The 16,477-nt window shown below is 61.1% G+C and carries 21 protein-coding genes; 11 read left to right on the plus strand and 10 right to left on the minus strand.

What is annotated here, in order from left to right; genetic code table 11:
• A complete protein-coding gene (locus tag B0E42_RS14550) occupies positions 1-891 on the plus strand; it encodes a ZIP family metal transporter (RefSeq protein ID WP_053178217.1) in 891 nt (296 codons plus the stop codon).
• 182 nt (positions 892-1,073) lie between these two features.
• On the opposite strand, the gene B0E42_RS14555 is transcribed toward B0E42_RS14550, so the two are convergent.
• From B0E42_RS14555 to B0E42_RS14600, 10 genes are all read right to left on the minus strand, one after another.
• The gene (locus B0E42_RS14555) at positions 1,074-1,349 is read right to left on the minus strand and encodes an HPr family phosphocarrier protein (protein ID WP_018613996.1); all 276 of its coding nucleotides are present in this window, start codon (positions 1,347-1,349) and stop codon (positions 1,074-1,076) included.
• A 15-nt stretch (positions 1,350-1,364) separates the two neighbouring features.
• The gene (gene rapZ, locus B0E42_RS14560) at positions 1,365-2,222 is read right to left on the minus strand and encodes an RNase adapter RapZ (RefSeq protein ID WP_024618945.1); all 858 of its coding nucleotides are present in this window, start codon (positions 2,220-2,222) and stop codon (positions 1,365-1,367) included.
• Positions 2,223-2,224: 2 nt separating this feature from the next.
• On the minus strand, positions 2,225-2,689 hold the full coding sequence (gene ptsN, locus B0E42_RS14565) for a PTS IIA-like nitrogen regulatory protein PtsN (RefSeq protein WP_018613999.1): 465 nt from the start codon (positions 2,687-2,689) through the stop codon (positions 2,225-2,227).
• Positions 2,690-2,701: 12 nt separating this feature from the next.
• Entirely contained in the window at positions 2,702-3,010 is a 309-nt protein-coding gene (gene hpf / locus B0E42_RS14570) for a ribosome hibernation-promoting factor, HPF/YfiA family (RefSeq protein ID WP_003178005.1), read from the minus strand.
• Between the two features lie 77 nt (positions 3,011-3,087).
• On the minus strand, positions 3,088-4,581 hold the full coding sequence (locus tag B0E42_RS14575; RefSeq protein WP_018614003.1) for an RNA polymerase factor sigma-54: 1,494 nt from the start codon (positions 4,579-4,581) through the stop codon (positions 3,088-3,090).
• 164 nt (positions 4,582-4,745) lie between these two features.
• The gene (gene lptB, locus B0E42_RS14580) at positions 4,746-5,471 is read right to left on the minus strand and encodes an LPS export ABC transporter ATP-binding protein (protein WP_018614004.1); all 726 of its coding nucleotides are present in this window, start codon (positions 5,469-5,471) and stop codon (positions 4,746-4,748) included.
• Complete coding sequence (gene lptA, locus B0E42_RS14585; RefSeq protein WP_077506708.1) at positions 5,471-6,019, minus strand: lipopolysaccharide transport periplasmic protein LptA; 549 nt, start codon at positions 6,017-6,019, stop codon at positions 5,471-5,473. The genes lptB and lptA overlap by 1 nt, the downstream gene beginning before the upstream one ends.
• The gene (gene lptC, locus B0E42_RS14590; RefSeq protein WP_018614008.1) at positions 6,006-6,575 is read right to left on the minus strand and encodes an LPS export ABC transporter periplasmic protein LptC; all 570 of its coding nucleotides are present in this window, start codon (positions 6,573-6,575) and stop codon (positions 6,006-6,008) included. Before lptC ends, lptA begins: the two co-directional genes overlap by 14 nt.
• Before the next feature lie 7 nt (positions 6,576-6,582).
• A complete protein-coding gene (locus tag B0E42_RS14595; RefSeq protein WP_014336638.1) occupies positions 6,583-7,107 on the minus strand; it encodes an HAD family hydrolase in 525 nt (174 codons plus the stop codon).
• Positions 7,108-8,082: a KpsF/GutQ family sugar-phosphate isomerase gene (locus tag B0E42_RS14600; protein WP_018614011.1), complete on the minus strand. Its 975-nt coding sequence runs from the start codon at positions 8,080-8,082 to the stop codon at positions 7,108-7,110.
• Positions 8,083-8,356: 274 nt separating this feature from the next.
• Here B0E42_RS14600 and B0E42_RS14605 point away from each other — a divergent pair, with 274 nt between their 5' ends.
• The 10 genes from B0E42_RS14605 (at position 8,357) to hisC (ending at position 16,328) form a co-directional block, all read left to right on the plus strand.
• Positions 8,357-9,166 carry an ATP-binding cassette domain-containing protein gene (locus B0E42_RS14605; protein ID WP_018614013.1) on the plus strand — a complete coding sequence of 270 codons (810 nt, stop codon included), beginning with the start codon at positions 8,357-8,359 and terminating at the stop codon, positions 9,164-9,166.
• Complete coding sequence (gene mlaE, locus B0E42_RS14610; protein ID WP_053178220.1) at positions 9,166-9,963, plus strand: lipid asymmetry maintenance ABC transporter permease subunit MlaE; 798 nt, start codon at positions 9,166-9,168, stop codon at positions 9,961-9,963. The genes B0E42_RS14605 and mlaE overlap by 1 nt, the downstream gene beginning before the upstream one ends.
• A complete protein-coding gene (gene mlaD / locus B0E42_RS14615; RefSeq protein WP_018614017.1) occupies positions 9,963-10,430 on the plus strand; it encodes an outer membrane lipid asymmetry maintenance protein MlaD in 468 nt (155 codons plus the stop codon). The genes mlaE and mlaD overlap by 1 nt, the downstream gene beginning before the upstream one ends.
• Positions 10,431-10,441: 11 nt before the next feature.
• Complete coding sequence (locus B0E42_RS14620; protein ID WP_077506709.1) at positions 10,442-11,095, plus strand: phospholipid-binding protein MlaC; 654 nt, start codon at positions 10,442-10,444, stop codon at positions 11,093-11,095.
• Positions 11,096-11,103: 8 nt separating this feature from the next.
• On the plus strand, positions 11,104-11,409 hold the full coding sequence (locus tag B0E42_RS14625; protein WP_018614021.1) for a lipid asymmetry maintenance protein MlaB: 306 nt from the start codon (positions 11,104-11,106) through the stop codon (positions 11,407-11,409).
• Between the two features lie 115 nt (positions 11,410-11,524).
• Positions 11,525-11,764 (plus strand): BolA family protein, encoded by a 240-nt coding sequence (locus tag B0E42_RS14630; RefSeq protein WP_024618940.1) that lies wholly within the window; start codon positions 11,525-11,527, stop codon positions 11,762-11,764.
• 22 nt (positions 11,765-11,786) lie between these two features.
• Entirely contained in the window at positions 11,787-13,052 is a 1,266-nt protein-coding gene (gene murA, locus B0E42_RS14635) for a UDP-N-acetylglucosamine 1-carboxyvinyltransferase (protein WP_018614024.1), read from the plus strand.
• A gap of 125 nt (positions 13,053-13,177) precedes the next feature.
• Positions 13,178-13,813: an ATP phosphoribosyltransferase gene (gene hisG / locus B0E42_RS14640; protein ID WP_003197870.1), complete on the plus strand. Its 636-nt coding sequence runs from the start codon at positions 13,178-13,180 to the stop codon at positions 13,811-13,813.
• A 123-nt stretch (positions 13,814-13,936) separates the two neighbouring features.
• Complete coding sequence (gene hisD, locus B0E42_RS14645) at positions 13,937-15,274, plus strand: histidinol dehydrogenase (protein ID WP_018614029.1); 1,338 nt, start codon at positions 13,937-13,939, stop codon at positions 15,272-15,274.
• A gap of 1 nt (position 15,275) precedes the next feature.
• Positions 15,276-16,328 (plus strand): histidinol-phosphate transaminase, encoded by a 1,053-nt coding sequence (gene hisC / locus B0E42_RS14650; RefSeq protein WP_018614030.1) that lies wholly within the window; start codon positions 15,276-15,278, stop codon positions 16,326-16,328.
• Positions 16,329-16,477: the final 149 nt, after the last annotated feature.

Consider the following 16,477-nt stretch of genomic DNA (forward strand, 5'->3'; position numbering starts at 1 on the left):
ATGGATACTCAAACACTGGCGATTGGAAGCGGACGGATGTTTCGCTACGCCTTGGGATCGTTGTTGCTGTTGGCCGGGATGACGTTGTTGGCGGCCCAGGGCCTGGTATGGCTGGACCTGGAGCCCAGGCTGCTGCGTGCGCTTGAGGGTGGCGGGCTCTGCGCCTTGGGCACCGCGCTGGGGGCCGTGCCGGTGTTGGTCATCCGGCGCATGCCCCAGGCCGTCAGCGATTCGCTGCTGGGTTTTGGTGCCGGGGTGATGCTTGCGGCCACGGCGTTCTCGCTGATCGTGCCGGGCATTGCTGCGGCCGAGCAGTTGGGATTGACGCCTTGGGCGGCCAGCGGCCTCATCAGTTTTGGCATTCTATTGGGCGCGTTCGGGCTGTACCTGGTGGACCGCAAGGTCTCGGCCAGCCCCGAAAGGCTGGTCGCGGCGCCAGGACGTCCGATCATTGCGCCGCGGATCTGGCTGTTCGTGTTTGCCATCATCGCCCACAACATTCCCGAAGGCATGGCAGTGGGGGTGTCGGCGGGCGGCGGCATGCCGGATGCCGATAGCCTGGCGATGGGCATCGCCTTGCAGGATGTACCCGAAGGGCTGGTGATCGCGTTGGTGCTGGCTACGGCGGGGATGTCGCGGGCCAAGGCGTTCCTGATTGGCGCGGCGTCAGGGATGGTCGAGCCGGTGTTCGCGCTGCTGTGCGCCTGGTTGGTGAGCCTGGCCGAGATGCTCTTGCCTTTGGGTCTGGCGTTGGCGGCCGGCGCGATGCTGCTGGTGGTGACTCACGAGGTCATTCCCGAATCCCGCCGCAATGGTCACGAGAAACTGGCGAGCCTGGGGCTGTTGCTGGGGTTTTGTTTGATGATGGTGCTGGATACGGCGTTGGCGTGACAAACGGTAGGCATCTAGGGTGATGCGATTTATCTGTGGCGAGGGAATCTGTGGGAGCAAAGCTTGCTCGCGATCCAGGCACCTCGGTTTTCTGAGTGACCGAGTCGCCTTCATCGCGAGCAAGCTTTGCTCCCACCAATGAATTCCCTTGCCACAATAAATCCGCCTTGGGATTTGGTCAGTTATTCGCCTTCGTCGAAGTATCGGTTGATCAGGTCAACCAAGGCATCCATCGCTTCCTGCGCCTGATCACCTTCGGTGTGCAGGTGGATCTTGGTGCCCTTGCCGGCGGCGAGCATCATCATCGCCATGATGCTTTTACCGTCGACCGTAGACTCTGGCGTGCGACCGACCCTGATGGTGGTGTCCTTGAACTGGCCCGCGACGCCGACGAACTTGGCCGACGCTCGGGCATGCAAGCCCAGCTTGTTGATGATTTCAATTTCCTGAGCAGGCATCGCGATGTGAATCCTTTAGCTGAGGTCGCGGTGGCGAACCTGGACGTTCTTCAGGGATTGTTGCAGGAGCTGACCCAGGCGTTCGGTCAGGTAGACGGAGCGGTGATGGCCACCAGTACAACCAATGGCGATCGTGACATAGGCGCGGTTGCTCGCGGCAAAGCGGGGCAGCCATTTGAGCAGGTAGCTGGAGATGTCCTGGTACATTTCCTCGACATCCGGTTGTGCGGCCAGGTAGTCGATCACCGGTTGGTCGAGCCCGGACTGCTCGCGCAATTCCGGTTTCCAATAAGGATTGGGCAGGCAGCGCACATCGAACACCAGGTCGGCGTCTACTGGCATGCCACGTTTGAAACCGAACGACTCCACCAGGAACGCCGTGCCCGGCTCGGGTTGGTTGAGCAGGCGCAGCTTGATCGTGTCGCGCAACTGATACAGGTTCAGGTGCGTGGTGTTGACCTTAAGGTCCGCCAGGTCGGCGATCGGCCCCAGTAGCTGGCTTTCGTCCTCGATGGCTTCGGCCAGGGAACGGTTGGCATTGCTCAGCGGGTGGCGCCGGCGGGTTTCGGAAAAACGCTTGAGCAGTGTTTCTTCATCGGCATCCAGGTACAGCACGTCGCACTGGATATGCCGGTTGCGCACTTCCTCGAGCAGTTCAGGAAAACGCGACAGGTGGCTTGGCAGGTTACGTGCGTCGATGGACACCGCTACCAGCGGTTGCGCCAGCTCGGTGTGGATCAGGGCGCGCTCGGCCAGTTCCGGCAGCAGGCCGGCGGGCAGGTTGTCGATGCAATAGTAGCCGCTGTCCTCAAGCACGTTGAGGGCTGTGCTTTTACCGGAGCCGGAGCGGCCACTGACAATGATCATGCGCATTTTTAATGACCGTTCTGCTCGTCCAGGACAACCTGGTACAACGCTTCGTTGCTCGGTGCGCTGCGCAGTTTTTCGCGCACTTCCTTGCGGTCCAGCATGCTGGCAATCTGGCGCAGCAGCTCGAGGTGCGCATCGGTCGCCGCTTCCGGTACCAGCAATACAAACAGCAGGTCGACCGGGGCGCCGTCGATGGCGTCGAAATCTATGGCGGTTTCAAGGTGCAACAGCGCGCTGATCGGCGCGGCACAACCCTTGAGACGGCAGTGAGGAATGGCGATGCCGTTGCCAAAACCGGTGGAACCGAGTTTTTCACGGGCAACCAGGGCCTCGAAGACGTCCTGCATTTCCAGATCCGGCACTTCGCGGTGGATCAGGTTGGCAATTTGCTCGAGGGCTTTCTTTTTACTGCCGCCCGGCGCGTTCACTTGGGAACGGCCGGGGGTCAGGATGGTTTCTAGTCGGATCATGGATTGGGGGGGTTAACGACCGGTTGCGCCCTGGAGGAGGCTCTGGGTCTTTTCCTTATGCTTTTTGAGTTGGCGATCCAGCTTGTCGGTCAGCAGGTCAATCGCGGCATACATGTCTGTGTGCTCTGCGTTGGCAACCACTTCTCCGCCGGGGATATGCAGCGTGGCTTCGATTTTCTGCAGCAGTTTCTCGACGTTCATCGTGACTTGCACGTTGGTGATCTTGTCGAAATGCCTCTCCAATCGGTCGAGTTTTTCGCCGATGTAGGTGCGCAGGGGTTCGGTCACTTCCAGTTGGTGTCCACTGATGTTGACTTGCATACAGCTTCTCCTTCGTTGCCAGTGCATAAAGCGGCAGGCAGAAATGCCTGCCACTGGAACGCTGTGGCGTGGCCTTGTTACATCAACCGCTTGCGTTCGCTCGAAGGCGCGATCCCGAGGGATTCGCGGTACTTGGCGACGGTACGGCGGGCCACCTGAATGCCTTGTGCCTCCAGTAAACCAGCGATCTTGCTGTCACTCAACGGCTTTTTCTGATTTTCCGCGGCCACCAGTTTTTTGATGATCGCGCGGATGGCCGTGGACGAGCATTCGCCGCCTTCGGAGGTGCTGACATGGCTGGAGAAAAAGTATTTCAATTCATAGATGCCCCGGGGGGTATGCATGAATTTCTGGGTGGTTACCCGGGAAATCGTCGACTCGTGCATGCCCACTGCCTCGGCAATGTCATGCAGGACCAACGGTTTCATCGCCTCATCGCCGTACTCCAGGAAGCCGCGCTGATGCTCGACGATCTGGGTGGCCACTTTCATCAGGGTTTCGTTGCGGCTTTGCAGGCTCTTGATGAACCAGCGCGCTTCCTGCAACTGGTTGCGCATGAAGGTGTTGTCGGCGCTGGTGTCGGCGCGCTTGACGAAGCCGGCGTACTGGGCGTTGACGCGCAGCTTGGGCACCGACTCCTGGTTGAGCTCCACCAGCCAGCGATCATTGTGCTTGCGCACGATCACGTCGGGGACCACGTATTCAGGTTCAGTGGATTCGATCTGCGAGCCGGGGCGCGGGTTGAGGCTCTGCACCAGTTCGATGACCTGGCGCAGCTCATCTTCCTTGAGCTTCATGCGACGCATCAGTTGACTGTAGTCGCGGCCGCCCAGCAGGTCGATGTAATCGGTGACCAGCCGCTTGGCTTCGGCCAGCCACGGTGTCTTGGCGGACAACTGGCGCAGTTGCAGCAACAGGCACTCACCCAGGTTGCGGGCGCCGATGCCGGCCGGTTCGAACTGCTGGATGCGATGAAGGACGGCTTCGATCTCGTCCAGCTCGATGTCGAGCTCGGGGTCGAACGCTTCGAGGATTTCGTCGAGGGTCTCGTCCAGGTAGCCCTGGTTGTTGATGCAATCGATCAGGGTTACGGCGATCAGGCGATCGGTGTCGGACATCGGCGCCAGGTTCAGCTGCCACAGCAGGTGGCTTTGCAGGCTTTCGCCGGCAGAGGTGCGGGTGGTGAAGTCCCACTCGTCGTCATCGCTGCTCGGCAGGTTACTGGCGCTGGTCTGGTAGACGTCTTCCCAGGCCGTGTCCACGGGCAACTCGTTGGGGATGCGTTCGTTCCATTCGCCATCCTCGAGGTTATCCACCGTCGGGGCGGCTTCCTGGTAGGACGGTTCCGGGATTTCGGTGTTGGTCTTCTGCTCGACGTTGTCGGCCAGCGGATCGGTGTTATCGAAGTCGTCGCCTTCTTCCTGGCGTTCGAGCATCGGATTGGACTCCAGGGCCTCCTGGATTTCCTGTTGCAGGTCCAGGGTCGACAATTGGAGCAGGCGGATGGCCTGTTGCAGCTGCGGTGTCATCGTCAGCTGCTGGCCCATTCTCAAGACTAGCGATGGTTTCATGGCAGGGGCTTAACACCTTATTCGCCGGCGCACATGCGCCATCCACTACAGGGCGCCGAAGCGCCAAACTTAAGCAAATTATATGCCTGAAACTGAAGTGTTTGCCTAGAGCGTCGCCATAATAAAATTAAACGACGCTCCGGCAAGTCGCCAGACACTTGTCCTTACAGGCGGAACTCATGGCCCAGATACACTTCCTTGACCAGGTCATTGGCCAGGATCGCTGCGGAGTCGCCTTCGGCGATCAGCTGGCCGTCATTGACAATGTAGGCGGTTTCGCAGATGTCCAGCGTCTCGCGCACGTTGTGGTCGGTGATCAGCACGCCGATCCCCTTGGCCTTGAGGTGATGAATGATCTGCTTGATGTCGCCCACCGAGATGGGGTCCACGCCAGCGAACGGTTCGTCGAGCAGGATGAACTTCGGTGCGGTGGCCAGGGCGCGGGCGATTTCCACGCGACGCCGCTCGCCACCGGACAGGCTCATGCCCAGGTTGTCGCGAATGTGGCTGATGTGGAATTCCTGCAACAGGCTTTCCAGCTCCTGGCGACGACCGGCCTTGTCGAGTTCCTTGCGGGTCTCGAGAATGGCCATGATGTTGTCGGCAACCGACAGTTTGCGGAAGATCGACGCTTCTTGCGGCAAATAGCCGATACCGGCCTTCGCCCGGCCGTGCATCGGCTGGTGGCTGACATCCAGGTCGTCGATCAGCACGCGACCCTGATCGGCCTGGACCAGGCCGACGATCATGTAGAAGCAAGTGGTCTTGCCCGCGCCGTTGGGGCCGAGCAGGCCGACGATCTGGCCGCTGTCGATGGACAGGCTGACATCACGCACGACTTGACGGCTCTTGTAGCTCTTGGCCAGGTGCTGAGCTTTCAGAGTTGCCATTACTGGGCCTTCTGCTCGTCGGTTTTCTTTTTCGGTTGGATCACCATGTCGATCCGCGGACGCGATTCGGTCACCTTGCTACCGGTGGCGCGACCGGCGCTGGCGAGCTTCTTGTTGGTGTCGTAGACGATTTTCTCGCCTTGGGTCACGTTGTTGTCCTTGTCGACGACCTTGGCGCGGTCGATCAGGACGACGCGATCCTGTGAGGCGTGGTACTGGATGGTGACCCCGTAGCCCTGCACAGGCTTGGTATCGCCTGGGGTTTGCATCTGCTCGAAATAGGCCAGGTTGCCCACGGAGGTCACTACGTCGATGTCGCCGGACGGGGTGCGGGTGATGGTCACGGTATTGCCGGTGACCTTCATCGAGCCCTGGGTGATGATCACGTCACCTTTATAGGTGGCAACGCCATTCTTGTCATCGAGCTGGGCATCGTCGGCCTGGATGCGGATAGGCTGGTTGCGGTCGTCGGGAAGAGCCCAGGCGCTCGCGCTTCCCAGTGCTGCGCCCAGACTGAGCAAAATAGGGAGGGTTTTAGCGAGCTTCATACTGTCCTCTTACGTTCGATAGCAGGTGTATCCTGCTTTCCTTCAAATACGCTTTCATTCCCGTTCCGGTCGATACACCCCCGGCGCCGTCGATTCTAACGGGTTGCTCGGTCTGCGCATATTCTTGCTGTGGGAACACGGTCATGCGCGTGCTGGTGATGATGGTCGTGCGGTTTTTCTCGTCGGTTCGGGCGATGCGTACCGAGTCGATCAGTTCCACTTCGGTGCCGCCGGAATTGACTTCGGCGTGCTCACTCTGTACGTGCCACGGAAAATCGGTGCCGCGGAACATGTTCAGGTCGGGCTTGGTGACCAGCGTAATGTCAGTGGCCTTTACGTGGTCGACCTTGTCGGACGTCATCTCATATTGCACTTTGCCGTCGGGCAGGTACTGCAGGGTATGCGTGTTGGTCGCGTACCAGTCGATCTTTTCCTCGATCTGGGTCGCAGGCCGGTCGAGAAACCGTTCGGGGCTGATGTTCCAGTAGCCCACCGCAGCAAAGATCGCCGCGATACAGCCGAACACCACGAGGGTGCGAATCTTCTTGCTCAGCATAAATGGCTCACAGGTACGCGGCGTTGGCCGCTTCGAGGCGGCCCTGGGCGCGCAGGATCAGTTCACAGAATTCGCGGGCCGCACCTTCGCCGCCTCGCGCCGTGGTGACGCCGTGGGCGTGCTCGCGGACGAAGCTGGCCGCGTTGGCGACGGCCATGCCCAGGCCGACCCGGCGAATCACCGGCAGGTCTGGCAGGTCGTCACCGAGGTAGGCCACCTGTTCATAGCTTAGGTTGAGTTGACCCAGAAGCTCGTCCAGCACCACCAGTTTGTCTTCGCGCCCCTGGTAAAGGTGCGGGATGCCGAGGTTCTTCGCGCGCCGCTCGACCACCGGGGTCTTGCGGCCGCTGATGATAGCGGTCTGCACGCCGGCGGCCATCAACATCTTGATGCCTTGGCCGTCGAGGGTGTTGAACGTCTTGAACTCGCTGCCGTCTTCAAGGAAGTACAGGCGACCGTCGGTCAGCACACCGTCCACATCGAAAACCGCCAGCTTGATCGCTTGGCCGCGTTGCAACAGGTCTGTGTTCATTTACATGACTCCCGCACGCAGCAAATCGTGCATGTTCAGGGCGCCCACCGGACGGTCTTCGTCGTCGACGACCACCAGGGCGCTGATCTTGTGGTCTTCCATGATCTTCAGGGCCTCGGCGGCGAGCATCTCGGCGCGGGCGGTCTTGCCGTGGGGCGTCATGACTTGCTCGATGGTCGCACTGTGGATGTCGATGGTGCGGTCCAGGGTGCGGCGCAGGTCGCCGTCGGTGAAGATCCCGGCGAGCTTGCCGTCGGTCTCCAGGACCACCGTCATGCCCAGCCCTTTGCGGGTCATTTCCATGAGCGCGTCCTTGAGCAGCGTGCCGCGCAGCACTTGTGGCAACTCCTGGCCAGCGTGCATCACGTTTTCGACTTTCAGCAGCAGGCGACGGCCGAGGGCGCCACCGGGATGGGAAAAGGCGAAATCTTCCGCGGTGAAGCCCCGGGCTTCCAGCAGCGCCACGGCCAGGGCGTCGCCCATGACCAGGGCAGCGGTGGTGGAGGAGGTCGGTGCCAGGTTCAGCGGGCAGGCTTCGTGTTCGACATGGACATTGAGGTTTACTTCGGCAGCCTTGGCCAGCGGCGAGTCCGGGTTGCCGGTCATGCTGATCAACTGGATGCCCAGGCGCTTGATCAGCGGCAGCAGCGTGATGATCTCATTGGTGGAGCCGGAGTTGGACAGGGCCAGGATGACGTCGTCCCGGGTGATCATGCCCATGTCCCCGTGGCTGGCTTCGGCCGGATGGACAAAAAAGGCCGTGGTGCCGGTGCTGGCGAGGGTGGCGGCGATCTTGTTGCCGATGTGCCCGGACTTGCCCATGCCGACCACGACCACGCGGCCTTTGCTGGCCAGAATCATCTCGCAGGCGCGTACGAAATCAGCGTCGATATGGGGCAGCAAGCCTTGCACGGCTTCGAGCTCGAGGCGGATGGTACGTTGTGCCGATTGAATCAGGTCGCTGGATTGGCTCATGTCAGAAATCGTATAGCCCGATGAAAAGGCGGCGATTATAGCGGCAATGAACAATTCCCTCACGTAAGTTCGTCATGCTTTGTTCGAGGGGGCGCAAGGTTCGACATAAAATGTGGCTTTTTACCTTAAACCAGGCTTAACGGGCGGGGCGTTGGCCTTGGGAGCTTGGCTGTTGCAGTGATATAGTTCGCCGCCGGTTCGCGTGCCCGGCGGTACCGGCGCTTGTCGGCTGCCCAGGGCATTCGAATGTGAGGCTGCATCGCAAGGAGTTTAGATGAGTGCCGACAACGCCTACGCGGTCGAGCTGAAGGGACTGTCCTTCAAGCGAGGGACGCGCAGCATTTTCAATGACATCGATATTCGCATTCCACGCGGCAAGGTCACCGGTATCATGGGGCCTTCCGGGTGCGGCAAGACCACGCTGCTACGGCTGATGGGGGCACAACTGCGCCCCAGCGCCGGCGAAGTCTGGGTCAATGGTCAGAATCTTCCCGAGTTGTCTCGCAGCGACCTGTTCGATGCGCGCAAGCACATGGGCGTGCTCTTCCAGAGTGGCGCGCTGTTTACCGATCTCGATGTGTTCGAGAACGTGGCGTTCCCGCTGCGGGTCCATACCGACCTGCCGGAAGAGATGATCCGTGACATCGTCCTGCTCAAATTGCAGGCCGTCGGGCTGCGTGGCGCCCTTGACCTGATGCCCGACGAGCTGTCCGGCGGCATGAAGCGTCGGGTTGCGCTGGCGCGGGCGATTGCCCTCGATCCGAAGATCCTCATGTACGACGAACCCTTCGTCGGGCAGGACCCGATCGCCATGGGCGTGCTCGTACGCCTGATCCGCCTGCTTAACGATGCGCTGGGCATCACCAGTATCGTGGTCTCCCACGACCTGGCCGAAACCGCGAGCATTGCCGACTACATCTATGTGGTCGGCGATGGTCAGGTGCTGGGGCAGGGGACACCGCAGGAACTGGCAGAGTCGGACAACCCGCGCATTCGCCAATTCATGAAGGGTGATCCGGACGGGCCGGTGGCGTTCCATTTTCCGGCCACGGATTACCGTACCGATCTGCTGGGGAAGCGCTGATGCGCAAGAAATCACTGTTGGAAAAAATTCGCCTGTTTGGCCGCTCCGGCATCGACGTGTTGGCGGTACTGGGCCGTTCCTCGTTGTTCCTGATGCACGCCTTGCTCGGTCGCAACTCGACAGGCGGCGGTTTCGGCCTGCTGGTCAAGCAGTTGCACTCGGTGGGCGTGATGTCCCTGGTGATCATCGTGGTCTCCGGGATCTTCATTGGCATGGTGCTGGCGCTGCAAGGCTTCAGCATTTTGTCCAGCTACGGTTCGGAGCAGGCGGTCGGGCAGATGGTTGCGCTGACGCTGCTGCGTGAGCTCGGTCCCGTGGTCACGGCGCTGCTGTTTGCCGGGCGTGCCGGTTCGGCGCTGACGGCCGAAATCGGTAACATGAAGTCCACCGAGCAGTTGTCCAGCCTGGAAATGATCGGCGTCGACCCGCTCAAGTACATCATTGCCCCGCGCCTGTGGGCTGGTTTCATTTCCCTGCCGGTGCTGGCAATGATTTTCAGCGTCGTGGGGATTTGGGGCGGCTCGTGGGTGGCCGTTGACTGGCTGGGGGTCTATGAGGGTTCCTACTGGTCGAACATGCAAAACAGCGTCGATTTCCTCGACGATGTCCTCAATGGCGTGATCAAAAGTGCCGTATTCGCTTTCGTCGTGACCTGGATCGCCGTGTTCCAAGGCTATGACTGTGAGCCCACGTCAGAGGGGATCAGCCGTGCCACAACCAAGACCGTGGTGTACGCCTCACTGGCGGTCCTGGGCCTTGACTTTATTCTGACCGCCTTGATGTTTGGAGATTTCTGATGCAAAACCGCACCCTGGAAATCGGTGTCGGCCTTTTCTTGCTGGCTGGCATCCTGGCTTTGCTGCTGCTGGCCCTGCGGGTCAGTGGACTGGCGCCGACCGCAAGCACCGATACTTATAAACTTTATGCCAACTTTGACAATATCGCCGGTTTGACGGTCAGAGCAAAGGTGACCATGGCCGGTGTCACGATCGGCAAGGTCACGGCAATCGATCTGAATCGCGAGGATTTCACCGGTCGGGTGACGCTGGAGTTGGAAAAACGCGTGGATAACCTGCCGACTGATTCCACTGCATCTATCCTCACGGCTGGGCTGCTGGGTGAGAAGTACATTGGCATCAGCGTGGGTGGGGAAGATGCCGTGCTCAAGGACGGTGGCGTCATCCACGACACGCAGTCGTCCCTGGTGCTCGAGGACCTGATCGGTAAATTCCTGCTCAATACCGTTAGCAAAGACGCCAAATGAGGAGCTTTTGAATGATCTCTATCTTGCGACGTGGCCTGTTGGTGTTGCTCGCGGCGCTGCCGTTGATGGCTAACGCCGTGGCCGCGCCTTCGGCCCATGACATCATCCAGGACACGACAACCCGGCTGTTGGCGGACCTTGCCGCCAACAAAGAGCAATACAAGCAGGACCCCAGCGCGTTCTATGACGCACTGAACGGCATCGTCGGCCCCGTGGTCGACGCCGACGGCATCTCCAAGAGCATCATGACCGTCAAGTACTCGCGCAAGGCAACCCCGGCGCAGATGACCCGCTTCCAGGAGAACTTCAAGCGCAGCCTGATGCAGTTCTATGGCAATGCCTTGCTGGAGTACAACAACCAGGGCATCACCGTTTCTCCGGCCAAGGACGAAAGTGGCACCCGCACCAGCGTCGACATGCAGGTCAAGGGCAACAACGGCGCGATCTATCCTGTGTCCTACACGCTCGAAAAAATCGACGGCGAGTGGAAGGTGCGCAACGTGATCATCAATGGCATCAACATCGGCAAGCTGTTCCGCGATCAGTTCGCCGATGCCATGCAGCGCAATGGCAGCGACCTGGACAAGACCATCAACGGTTGGGCCGGTGAAGTCGCCAAGGCCAAGGAAGTGACCGAAGAAGCCAAAGAGAAGCAGGCACAATGATCGAGTCGGTGAGTGAGTCGGCCGTTCGTCTGGGTGAGGCTGGCGTGCTGATGCTCAGTGGCGTGCTGGATTACCGCACCGGCCCGGCCCTGCGCAAGCAGGGCCAGGCGCTGATCAAGTCCGTCAGTGCCGCCGAGGTGGTCATTGATTGCTCGGCGGTGCAGAAGTCCAGCAGCGTCGGGCTGTCGCTGCTGCTGTGCTTCATGCGGGACGCCAAGGCGGCCGGCAAAACGTGGAGCATCCGTGGGATGCCCGAAGACATGCGCGAAATAGCCCAGGTCAGCGAGCTGACCGAGCTGTTGGCGCACACCTGACCCACATCCTTGGAAAAGTCCCCCCGTCAGAGTCCTGCTTCGCGGGGTTCGCAGGCGCGGGGCTTTTTTGTATGATGTGCGACCCGCGCGCACAGGGCGCCGATTGAGGTTGAGCATGCAGGCTGTAGAAGTGAAGAGCTTCCTTGAAGGAAAGCTGCCTGGTACGCAGGTGGAAGTTGAAGGCGAAGGCTGCAACTTCCAGCTGAACGTGATCAGCGACGAACTGGCGACGTTGAGCCCAGTGAAGCGTCAGCAGAGCATCTATGCCCATTTGAACCCATGGATCGCCGATGGCAGCATCCACGCGGTCACGATGAAATTTTTCAGCAGCGCGGCCTGGGCCGAGCGCACCTGAGCCCAAGGGCCTCGAGATTCTTATGGATAAACTGATTATTACCGGCGGCGTTCGTCTTGATGGCGAAATCCGTATTTCCGGGGCAAAGAACTCCGCCCTGCCGATCCTGGCCGCGACCCTGCTGTGCGATGGTCCTGTGACCGTGGCCAACCTGCCGCACCTGCACGACATCACCACGATGATCGAGCTGTTCGGCCGCATGGGCATTGAGCCGGTGATCGACGAGAAGCTCAGCGTCGAGATCGACCCGCGCACCATCAAGACCCTGATCGCCCCGTACGAGTTGGTGAAAACCATGCGTGCGTCGATCCTGGTATTGGGCCCGATGGTCGCCCGTTTCGGTGAAGCCGAAGTTGCCTTGCCTGGCGGTTGCGCCATTGGCTCGCGTCCGGTGGACCTGCACATTCGCGGCCTGGAAGCCATGGGTGCGGTGATCGACGTCGAAGGCGGCTACATCAAGGCCAAGGCGCCGGAAGGCGGCTTGCGCGGCGCGCACTTCTTCTTCGATACCGTCAGCGTGACCGGGACCGAGAACATCATGATGGCCGCCGCACTGGCCAAGGGCCGCAGCGTGCTGCAAAACGCTGCGCGCGAGCCTGAAGTGGTCGACCTGGCGAACTTCCTGATCGCCATGGGCGCGAAGATCAGCGGCGCTGGCACCGACACCATCACCATCGACGGTGTTGAACGCCTGCATTCGGCCACCTACAAAGTGATGCCGGACCGGATCGAAACCGGCACCTATCTGGTCGCCGCTGCCGTCACCGGTGGTCGCGTCAAGGTCAAGGACACCGATCCGACCATCCTTGAAGCCGTCCTGGAAAAACTCAAGGAAGCCGGTGCCGAAGTCACCTGCGGCGAAGACTGGATCGAAGTGAACATGCACGGCAAGCGGCCAAAAGCCGTCAACGTGCGGACCGCTCCGTACCCGGCGTTCCCGACCGACATGCAGGCGCAGTTCATCTCCCTCAACGCCATTGCCGAAGGCACCGGTGCTGTGATCGAGACGATCTTCGAAAACCGCTTCATGCACGTCTACGAGCTGCACCGCATGGGCGCCAAGATCCAGGTCGAAGGCAACACGGCCATCGTCACGGGTACCGAGAAGCTCAAGGGCGCGCCAGTGATGGCCACCGACCTGCGGGCCTCGGCCAGCCTGGTGATCTCGGCCCTGGTTGCCGAAGGCGATACCCTGATCGACCGCATCTACCACATCGACCGTGGCTACGAGTGCATCGAAGAAAAACTGCAGATGCTCGGCGCCAAGATCCGTCGCGTACCGGGCTAGTTCCGGCTGCATGGGCACAAGGATGTGCCCGTTGATTTCCAGGTCGAGGGTGTTTGCACCCTCGATGTGTGTCCGGCGCCGCTTGCGACCGGGCATGAGTACCTTGATAAGGACTGACGTTTCCCATGTTGACCATCGCACTGTCCAAGGGCCGCATCCTTGACGACACCCTGCCGCTTCTGGCTGAAGCGGGCATCGTGCCGACCGAGAATCCGGACAAGAGCCGCAAGCTGATCATCCCCACGACCCAGGCCGACGTGCGCTTGCTGATCGTGCGTGCCACCGATGTGCCGACCTACGTGGAACATGGCGCCGCCGACCTGGGCGTTGCCGGCAAGGACGTGCTGATGGAATACGGCGGCCAGGGCCTGTACGAGCCCCTGGACCTGCAGATCGCCCGCTGCAAGCTGATGACCGCCGGTAAAGTCGGCGCGCCGGAGCCCAAGGGGCGTTTGCGCGTGGCGACCAAGTTCGTCAACATTGCCAAGCGTTACTACGCCGAGCAGGGTCGTCAGGTCGACATCATCAAGTTGTACGGTTCGATGGAGCTGGCGCCGCTGATCGGCCTGGCGGACAAGATCATCGACGTGGTCGACACCGGCAACACCCTGCGGGCCAATGGCCTGGAACCCCAGGACTTCATCGCTGACATCACCTCCCGGCTGATCGTCAACAAGGCTTCGATGAAAATGCAGCACGCCCGTATCCAGGCTCTGATCGATACCCTGCGCAAGGCAGTGGAATCGCGACACCGCGGCTGATTCACCTGCGCGACCTTGAGTCGCGCCCGTCTATCCGTGTCATAGCCAATTTTCTCAGGTGCCCACGCGAATGGACTGGTAGCTTAGGGCGCCTGAGCATTTGCCATTAATGAGGCCCTCGCTATGACCGCTCCCACTTCGATTCGCCGACTCAACGCTGCCGATCCGGATTTCGCACATCATCTGGATCATCTGCTGAGCTGGGAAAGTGTGTCTGACGACTCGGTCAATCAGCGGGTGCTGGACATCATCAAGGCCGTGCGCGAGCGTGGCGATGCCGCCCTGGTGGAATTCACCCAGAAATTCGACGGCCTGCAAGTGGCGTCCATGGCCGACCTGATCCTGCCGCGCGAGCGCCTGGAACTGGCCCTGACCCGGATCACCGTGCCCCAGCGCGAAGCCCTGGAAAAGGCCGCCTCTCGGGTGCGTGATTATCACGAACGGCAGAAACAGGACTCCTGGAGCTATACCGAAGCCGACGGCACGGTGCTGGGCCAGAAAGTCACGCCGCTGGACCGCGCCGGCCTGTACGTGCCGGGCGGCAAGGCGTCCTATCCGTCCTCGGTGCTGATGAACGCCATCCCGGCCAAGGTCGCCGGCGTGACCGAAGTGGTCATGGTGGTCCCGACCCCGCGCGGTGAAATCAACGAACTGGTGCTGGCCGCCGCCTGCATCGCTGGCGTGGACCGGGTGTTCACCATCGGCGGTGCCCAGGCCGTGGCTGCGCTGGCCTATGGCACCGAAAGCGTGCCGCGGGTCGACAAGGTGGTCGGGCCGGGCAATATCTATGTCGCCACCGCCAAGCGCCACGTGTTTGGCCAGGTCGGCATCGACATGATCGCCGGTCCTTCGGAGATCCTCGTGGTGTGCGACGGCCAGACCGACCCGGACTGGATCGCCATGGACCTGTTTTCCCAGGCCGAGCACGACGAAGACGCCCAGGCGATCCTGGTCAGCCCGGACGCCGAGTTCCTCGACAAGGTCGCCGCCAGCATCGACAAGCTGCTGCCGACCATGGACCGCGCCGAGATCATCAACACCTCGATCAACGGTCGTGGTGCGCTGATCAAGGTCCGCGACATGGAGCAGGCCATCGAAGTCGCCAACCGCATCGCGCCGGAACACCTGGAGTTGTCGGTCGCCGACCCGCAGGCCTGGTTGCCGCAGATCCGTCACGCCGGTGCGATCTTCATGGGGCGCCACACCAGTGAGGCCTTGGGCGATTACTGCGCAGGCCCCAACCACGTGTTGCCGACCTCCGGCACCGCGCGCTTCTCGTCGCCGCTGGGGGTGTATGACTTCCAGAAACGCTCGTCGATCATCTTCTGCTCCGAGCAGGGCGCATCCGAACTGGGCAAGACCGCTTCGGTGCTGGCCCGTGGCGAATCGCTGAGCGCCCACGCGCGCAGTGCCGAGTACCGCATTCTTGACGAGTCATCCATCGAAGGGCAGGGGAACTGAAATGAGTAAATTCTGGAGCCCGTTCGTCAAGAATCTGGTGCCCTACGTGCCGGGTGAACAGCCGAAGCTGACCCGGCTGGTCAAGCTCAACACCAACGAGAACCCCTACGGCCCATCGCCCAAGGCCCTGGCGGCGATGCAGACCGAACTGAACGACAACCTGCGCCTGTATCCGGATCCCAACAGCGACCTGCTGAAAGGCGCCGTGGCCCGCTATTACGGCGTGCAGAGCAACCAGGTGTTCCTGGGTAACGGCTCGGATGAAGTGCTGGCGCACATCTTTCACGGTCTGTTGCAGCACGACCAGCCGCTGCTGTTCCCGGACATCAGCTACAGCTTCTATCCGGTGTATTGCGGGTTGTACGGCATTCAGTTCGATGCGGTGCCGCTGGATGCGCAATTCCAGATCGACCCGGCGGACTACGCCAAACCCAATGGCGGGATCATTTTCCCCAACCCGAACGCTCCGACCGGCTGCCTGCTGGCGCTGGAAGCGGTCGAGCAGATGCTCAAGGCCAGCCCGGATTCGGTGGTGGTGGTCGACGAGGCCTATATCGACTTCGGCGGCGAGACGGCCATCAGCCTGGTGGATCGCTATCCGAACCTGCTGGTGACCCAGACCTTGTCCAAGTCCCGCTCCCTGGCGGGGCTGCGTGTGGGCCTGGCGGTGGGCCATCCGGACCTGATCGAAGCGCTGGAGCGGATCAAGAACAGCTTCAACTCCTACCCGCTGGATCGCCTGGCGAATGTCGGCGGCGCGGCGGCGTTCGATGATCGCGAGCATTTCGACCGGACCTGCCAGTTGGTCATCGAGCACCGTGAATGGGTCGTGGCCCAACTGCAAGCCAAGGGCTTTGACGTGCTGCCCTCGGCGGCCAACTTCATCTTCGCCCGCCATCCCCGGCACGATGCGGCAGGATTGGCGGCGAAACTGCGGGAGCAGGGTGTGATCGTGCGGCACTTCAAGCAGGAGCGGATTGCCCAGTTCCTGCGGATCAGCATCGGTACACCGGAGCAGAACCAGGCCCTGATCGAAGCCCTCGGCGAACTCTAACCCCCTGCATTGAGCCTGTGGGGAGTCTGTGGGAGCAAAGCTTGCTCGCGATGGCGTAGTGTCAGTCACCTCAATGTTGGCTGGACTGACGCCATCGCGAGCAAGCTTTGCTCCCACAGTTGTTCTGCTGCATTCACAAATCGGCATCC

It is taken from the genome of Pseudomonas sp. A25(2017), from assembly GCF_002001065.1.
In the GTDB taxonomy this organism is placed as follows: domain Bacteria; phylum Pseudomonadota; class Gammaproteobacteria; order Pseudomonadales; family Pseudomonadaceae; genus Aquipseudomonas; species Aquipseudomonas kilonensis.

Bases quoted from the DNA above. Each gene is read 5' to 3' on its own strand.
- B0E42_RS14605 (WP_018614013.1), top strand. From the start codon at position 8,357: ATGAGTGCCGACAACGCCTACGCGGTCGAGCTGAAGGGACTGTCCTTC.
- B0E42_RS14575 (WP_018614003.1), bottom strand. From the start codon at position 4,581: ATGAAACCATCGCTAGTCTTGAGAATGGGCCAGCAGCTGACGATGACA.
- lptA (WP_077506708.1), bottom strand. From the start codon at position 6,019: ATGAAGCTCGCTAAAACCCTCCCTATTTTGCTCAGTCTGGGCGCAGCA.
- B0E42_RS14620 (WP_077506709.1), top strand. From the start codon at position 10,442: ATGATCTCTATCTTGCGACGTGGCCTGTTGGTGTTGCTCGCGGCGCTG.
- rapZ (WP_024618945.1), bottom strand. From the start codon at position 2,222: ATGCGCATGATCATTGTCAGTGGCCGCTCCGGCTCCGGTAAAAGCACA.
- hpf (WP_003178005.1), bottom strand. From the start codon at position 3,010: ATGCAAGTCAACATCAGTGGACACCAACTGGAAGTGACCGAACCCCTG.
- B0E42_RS14630 (WP_024618940.1), top strand. From the start codon at position 11,525: ATGCAGGCTGTAGAAGTGAAGAGCTTCCTTGAAGGAAAGCTGCCTGGT.
- ptsN (WP_018613999.1), bottom strand. From the start codon at position 2,689: ATGATCCGACTAGAAACCATCCTGACCCCCGGCCGTTCCCAAGTGAAC.
- lptB (WP_018614004.1), bottom strand. From the start codon at position 5,471: ATGGCAACTCTGAAAGCTCAGCACCTGGCCAAGAGCTACAAGAGCCGT.
- B0E42_RS14550 (WP_053178217.1), top strand. From the start codon at position 1: ATGGATACTCAAACACTGGCGATTGGAAGCGGACGGATGTTTCGCTAC.
- hisD (WP_018614029.1), top strand. From the start codon at position 13,937: ATGACCGCTCCCACTTCGATTCGCCGACTCAACGCTGCCGATCCGGAT.
- B0E42_RS14600 (WP_018614011.1), bottom strand. From the start codon at position 8,082: ATGAGCCAATCCAGCGACCTGATTCAATCGGCACAACGTACCATCCGC.
- murA (WP_018614024.1), top strand. From the start codon at position 11,787: ATGGATAAACTGATTATTACCGGCGGCGTTCGTCTTGATGGCGAAATC.
- hisC (WP_018614030.1), top strand. From the start codon at position 15,276: ATGAGTAAATTCTGGAGCCCGTTCGTCAAGAATCTGGTGCCCTACGTG.
- hisG (WP_003197870.1), top strand. From the start codon at position 13,178: ATGTTGACCATCGCACTGTCCAAGGGCCGCATCCTTGACGACACCCTG.
- B0E42_RS14555 (WP_018613996.1), bottom strand. From the start codon at position 1,349: ATGCCTGCTCAGGAAATTGAAATCATCAACAAGCTGGGCTTGCATGCC.
- mlaE (WP_053178220.1), top strand. From the start codon at position 9,166: ATGCGCAAGAAATCACTGTTGGAAAAAATTCGCCTGTTTGGCCGCTCC.
- B0E42_RS14595 (WP_014336638.1), bottom strand. From the start codon at position 7,107: ATGAACACAGACCTGTTGCAACGCGGCCAAGCGATCAAGCTGGCGGTT.
- mlaD (WP_018614017.1), top strand. From the start codon at position 9,963: ATGCAAAACCGCACCCTGGAAATCGGTGTCGGCCTTTTCTTGCTGGCT.
- lptC (WP_018614008.1), bottom strand. From the start codon at position 6,575: ATGCTGAGCAAGAAGATTCGCACCCTCGTGGTGTTCGGCTGTATCGCG.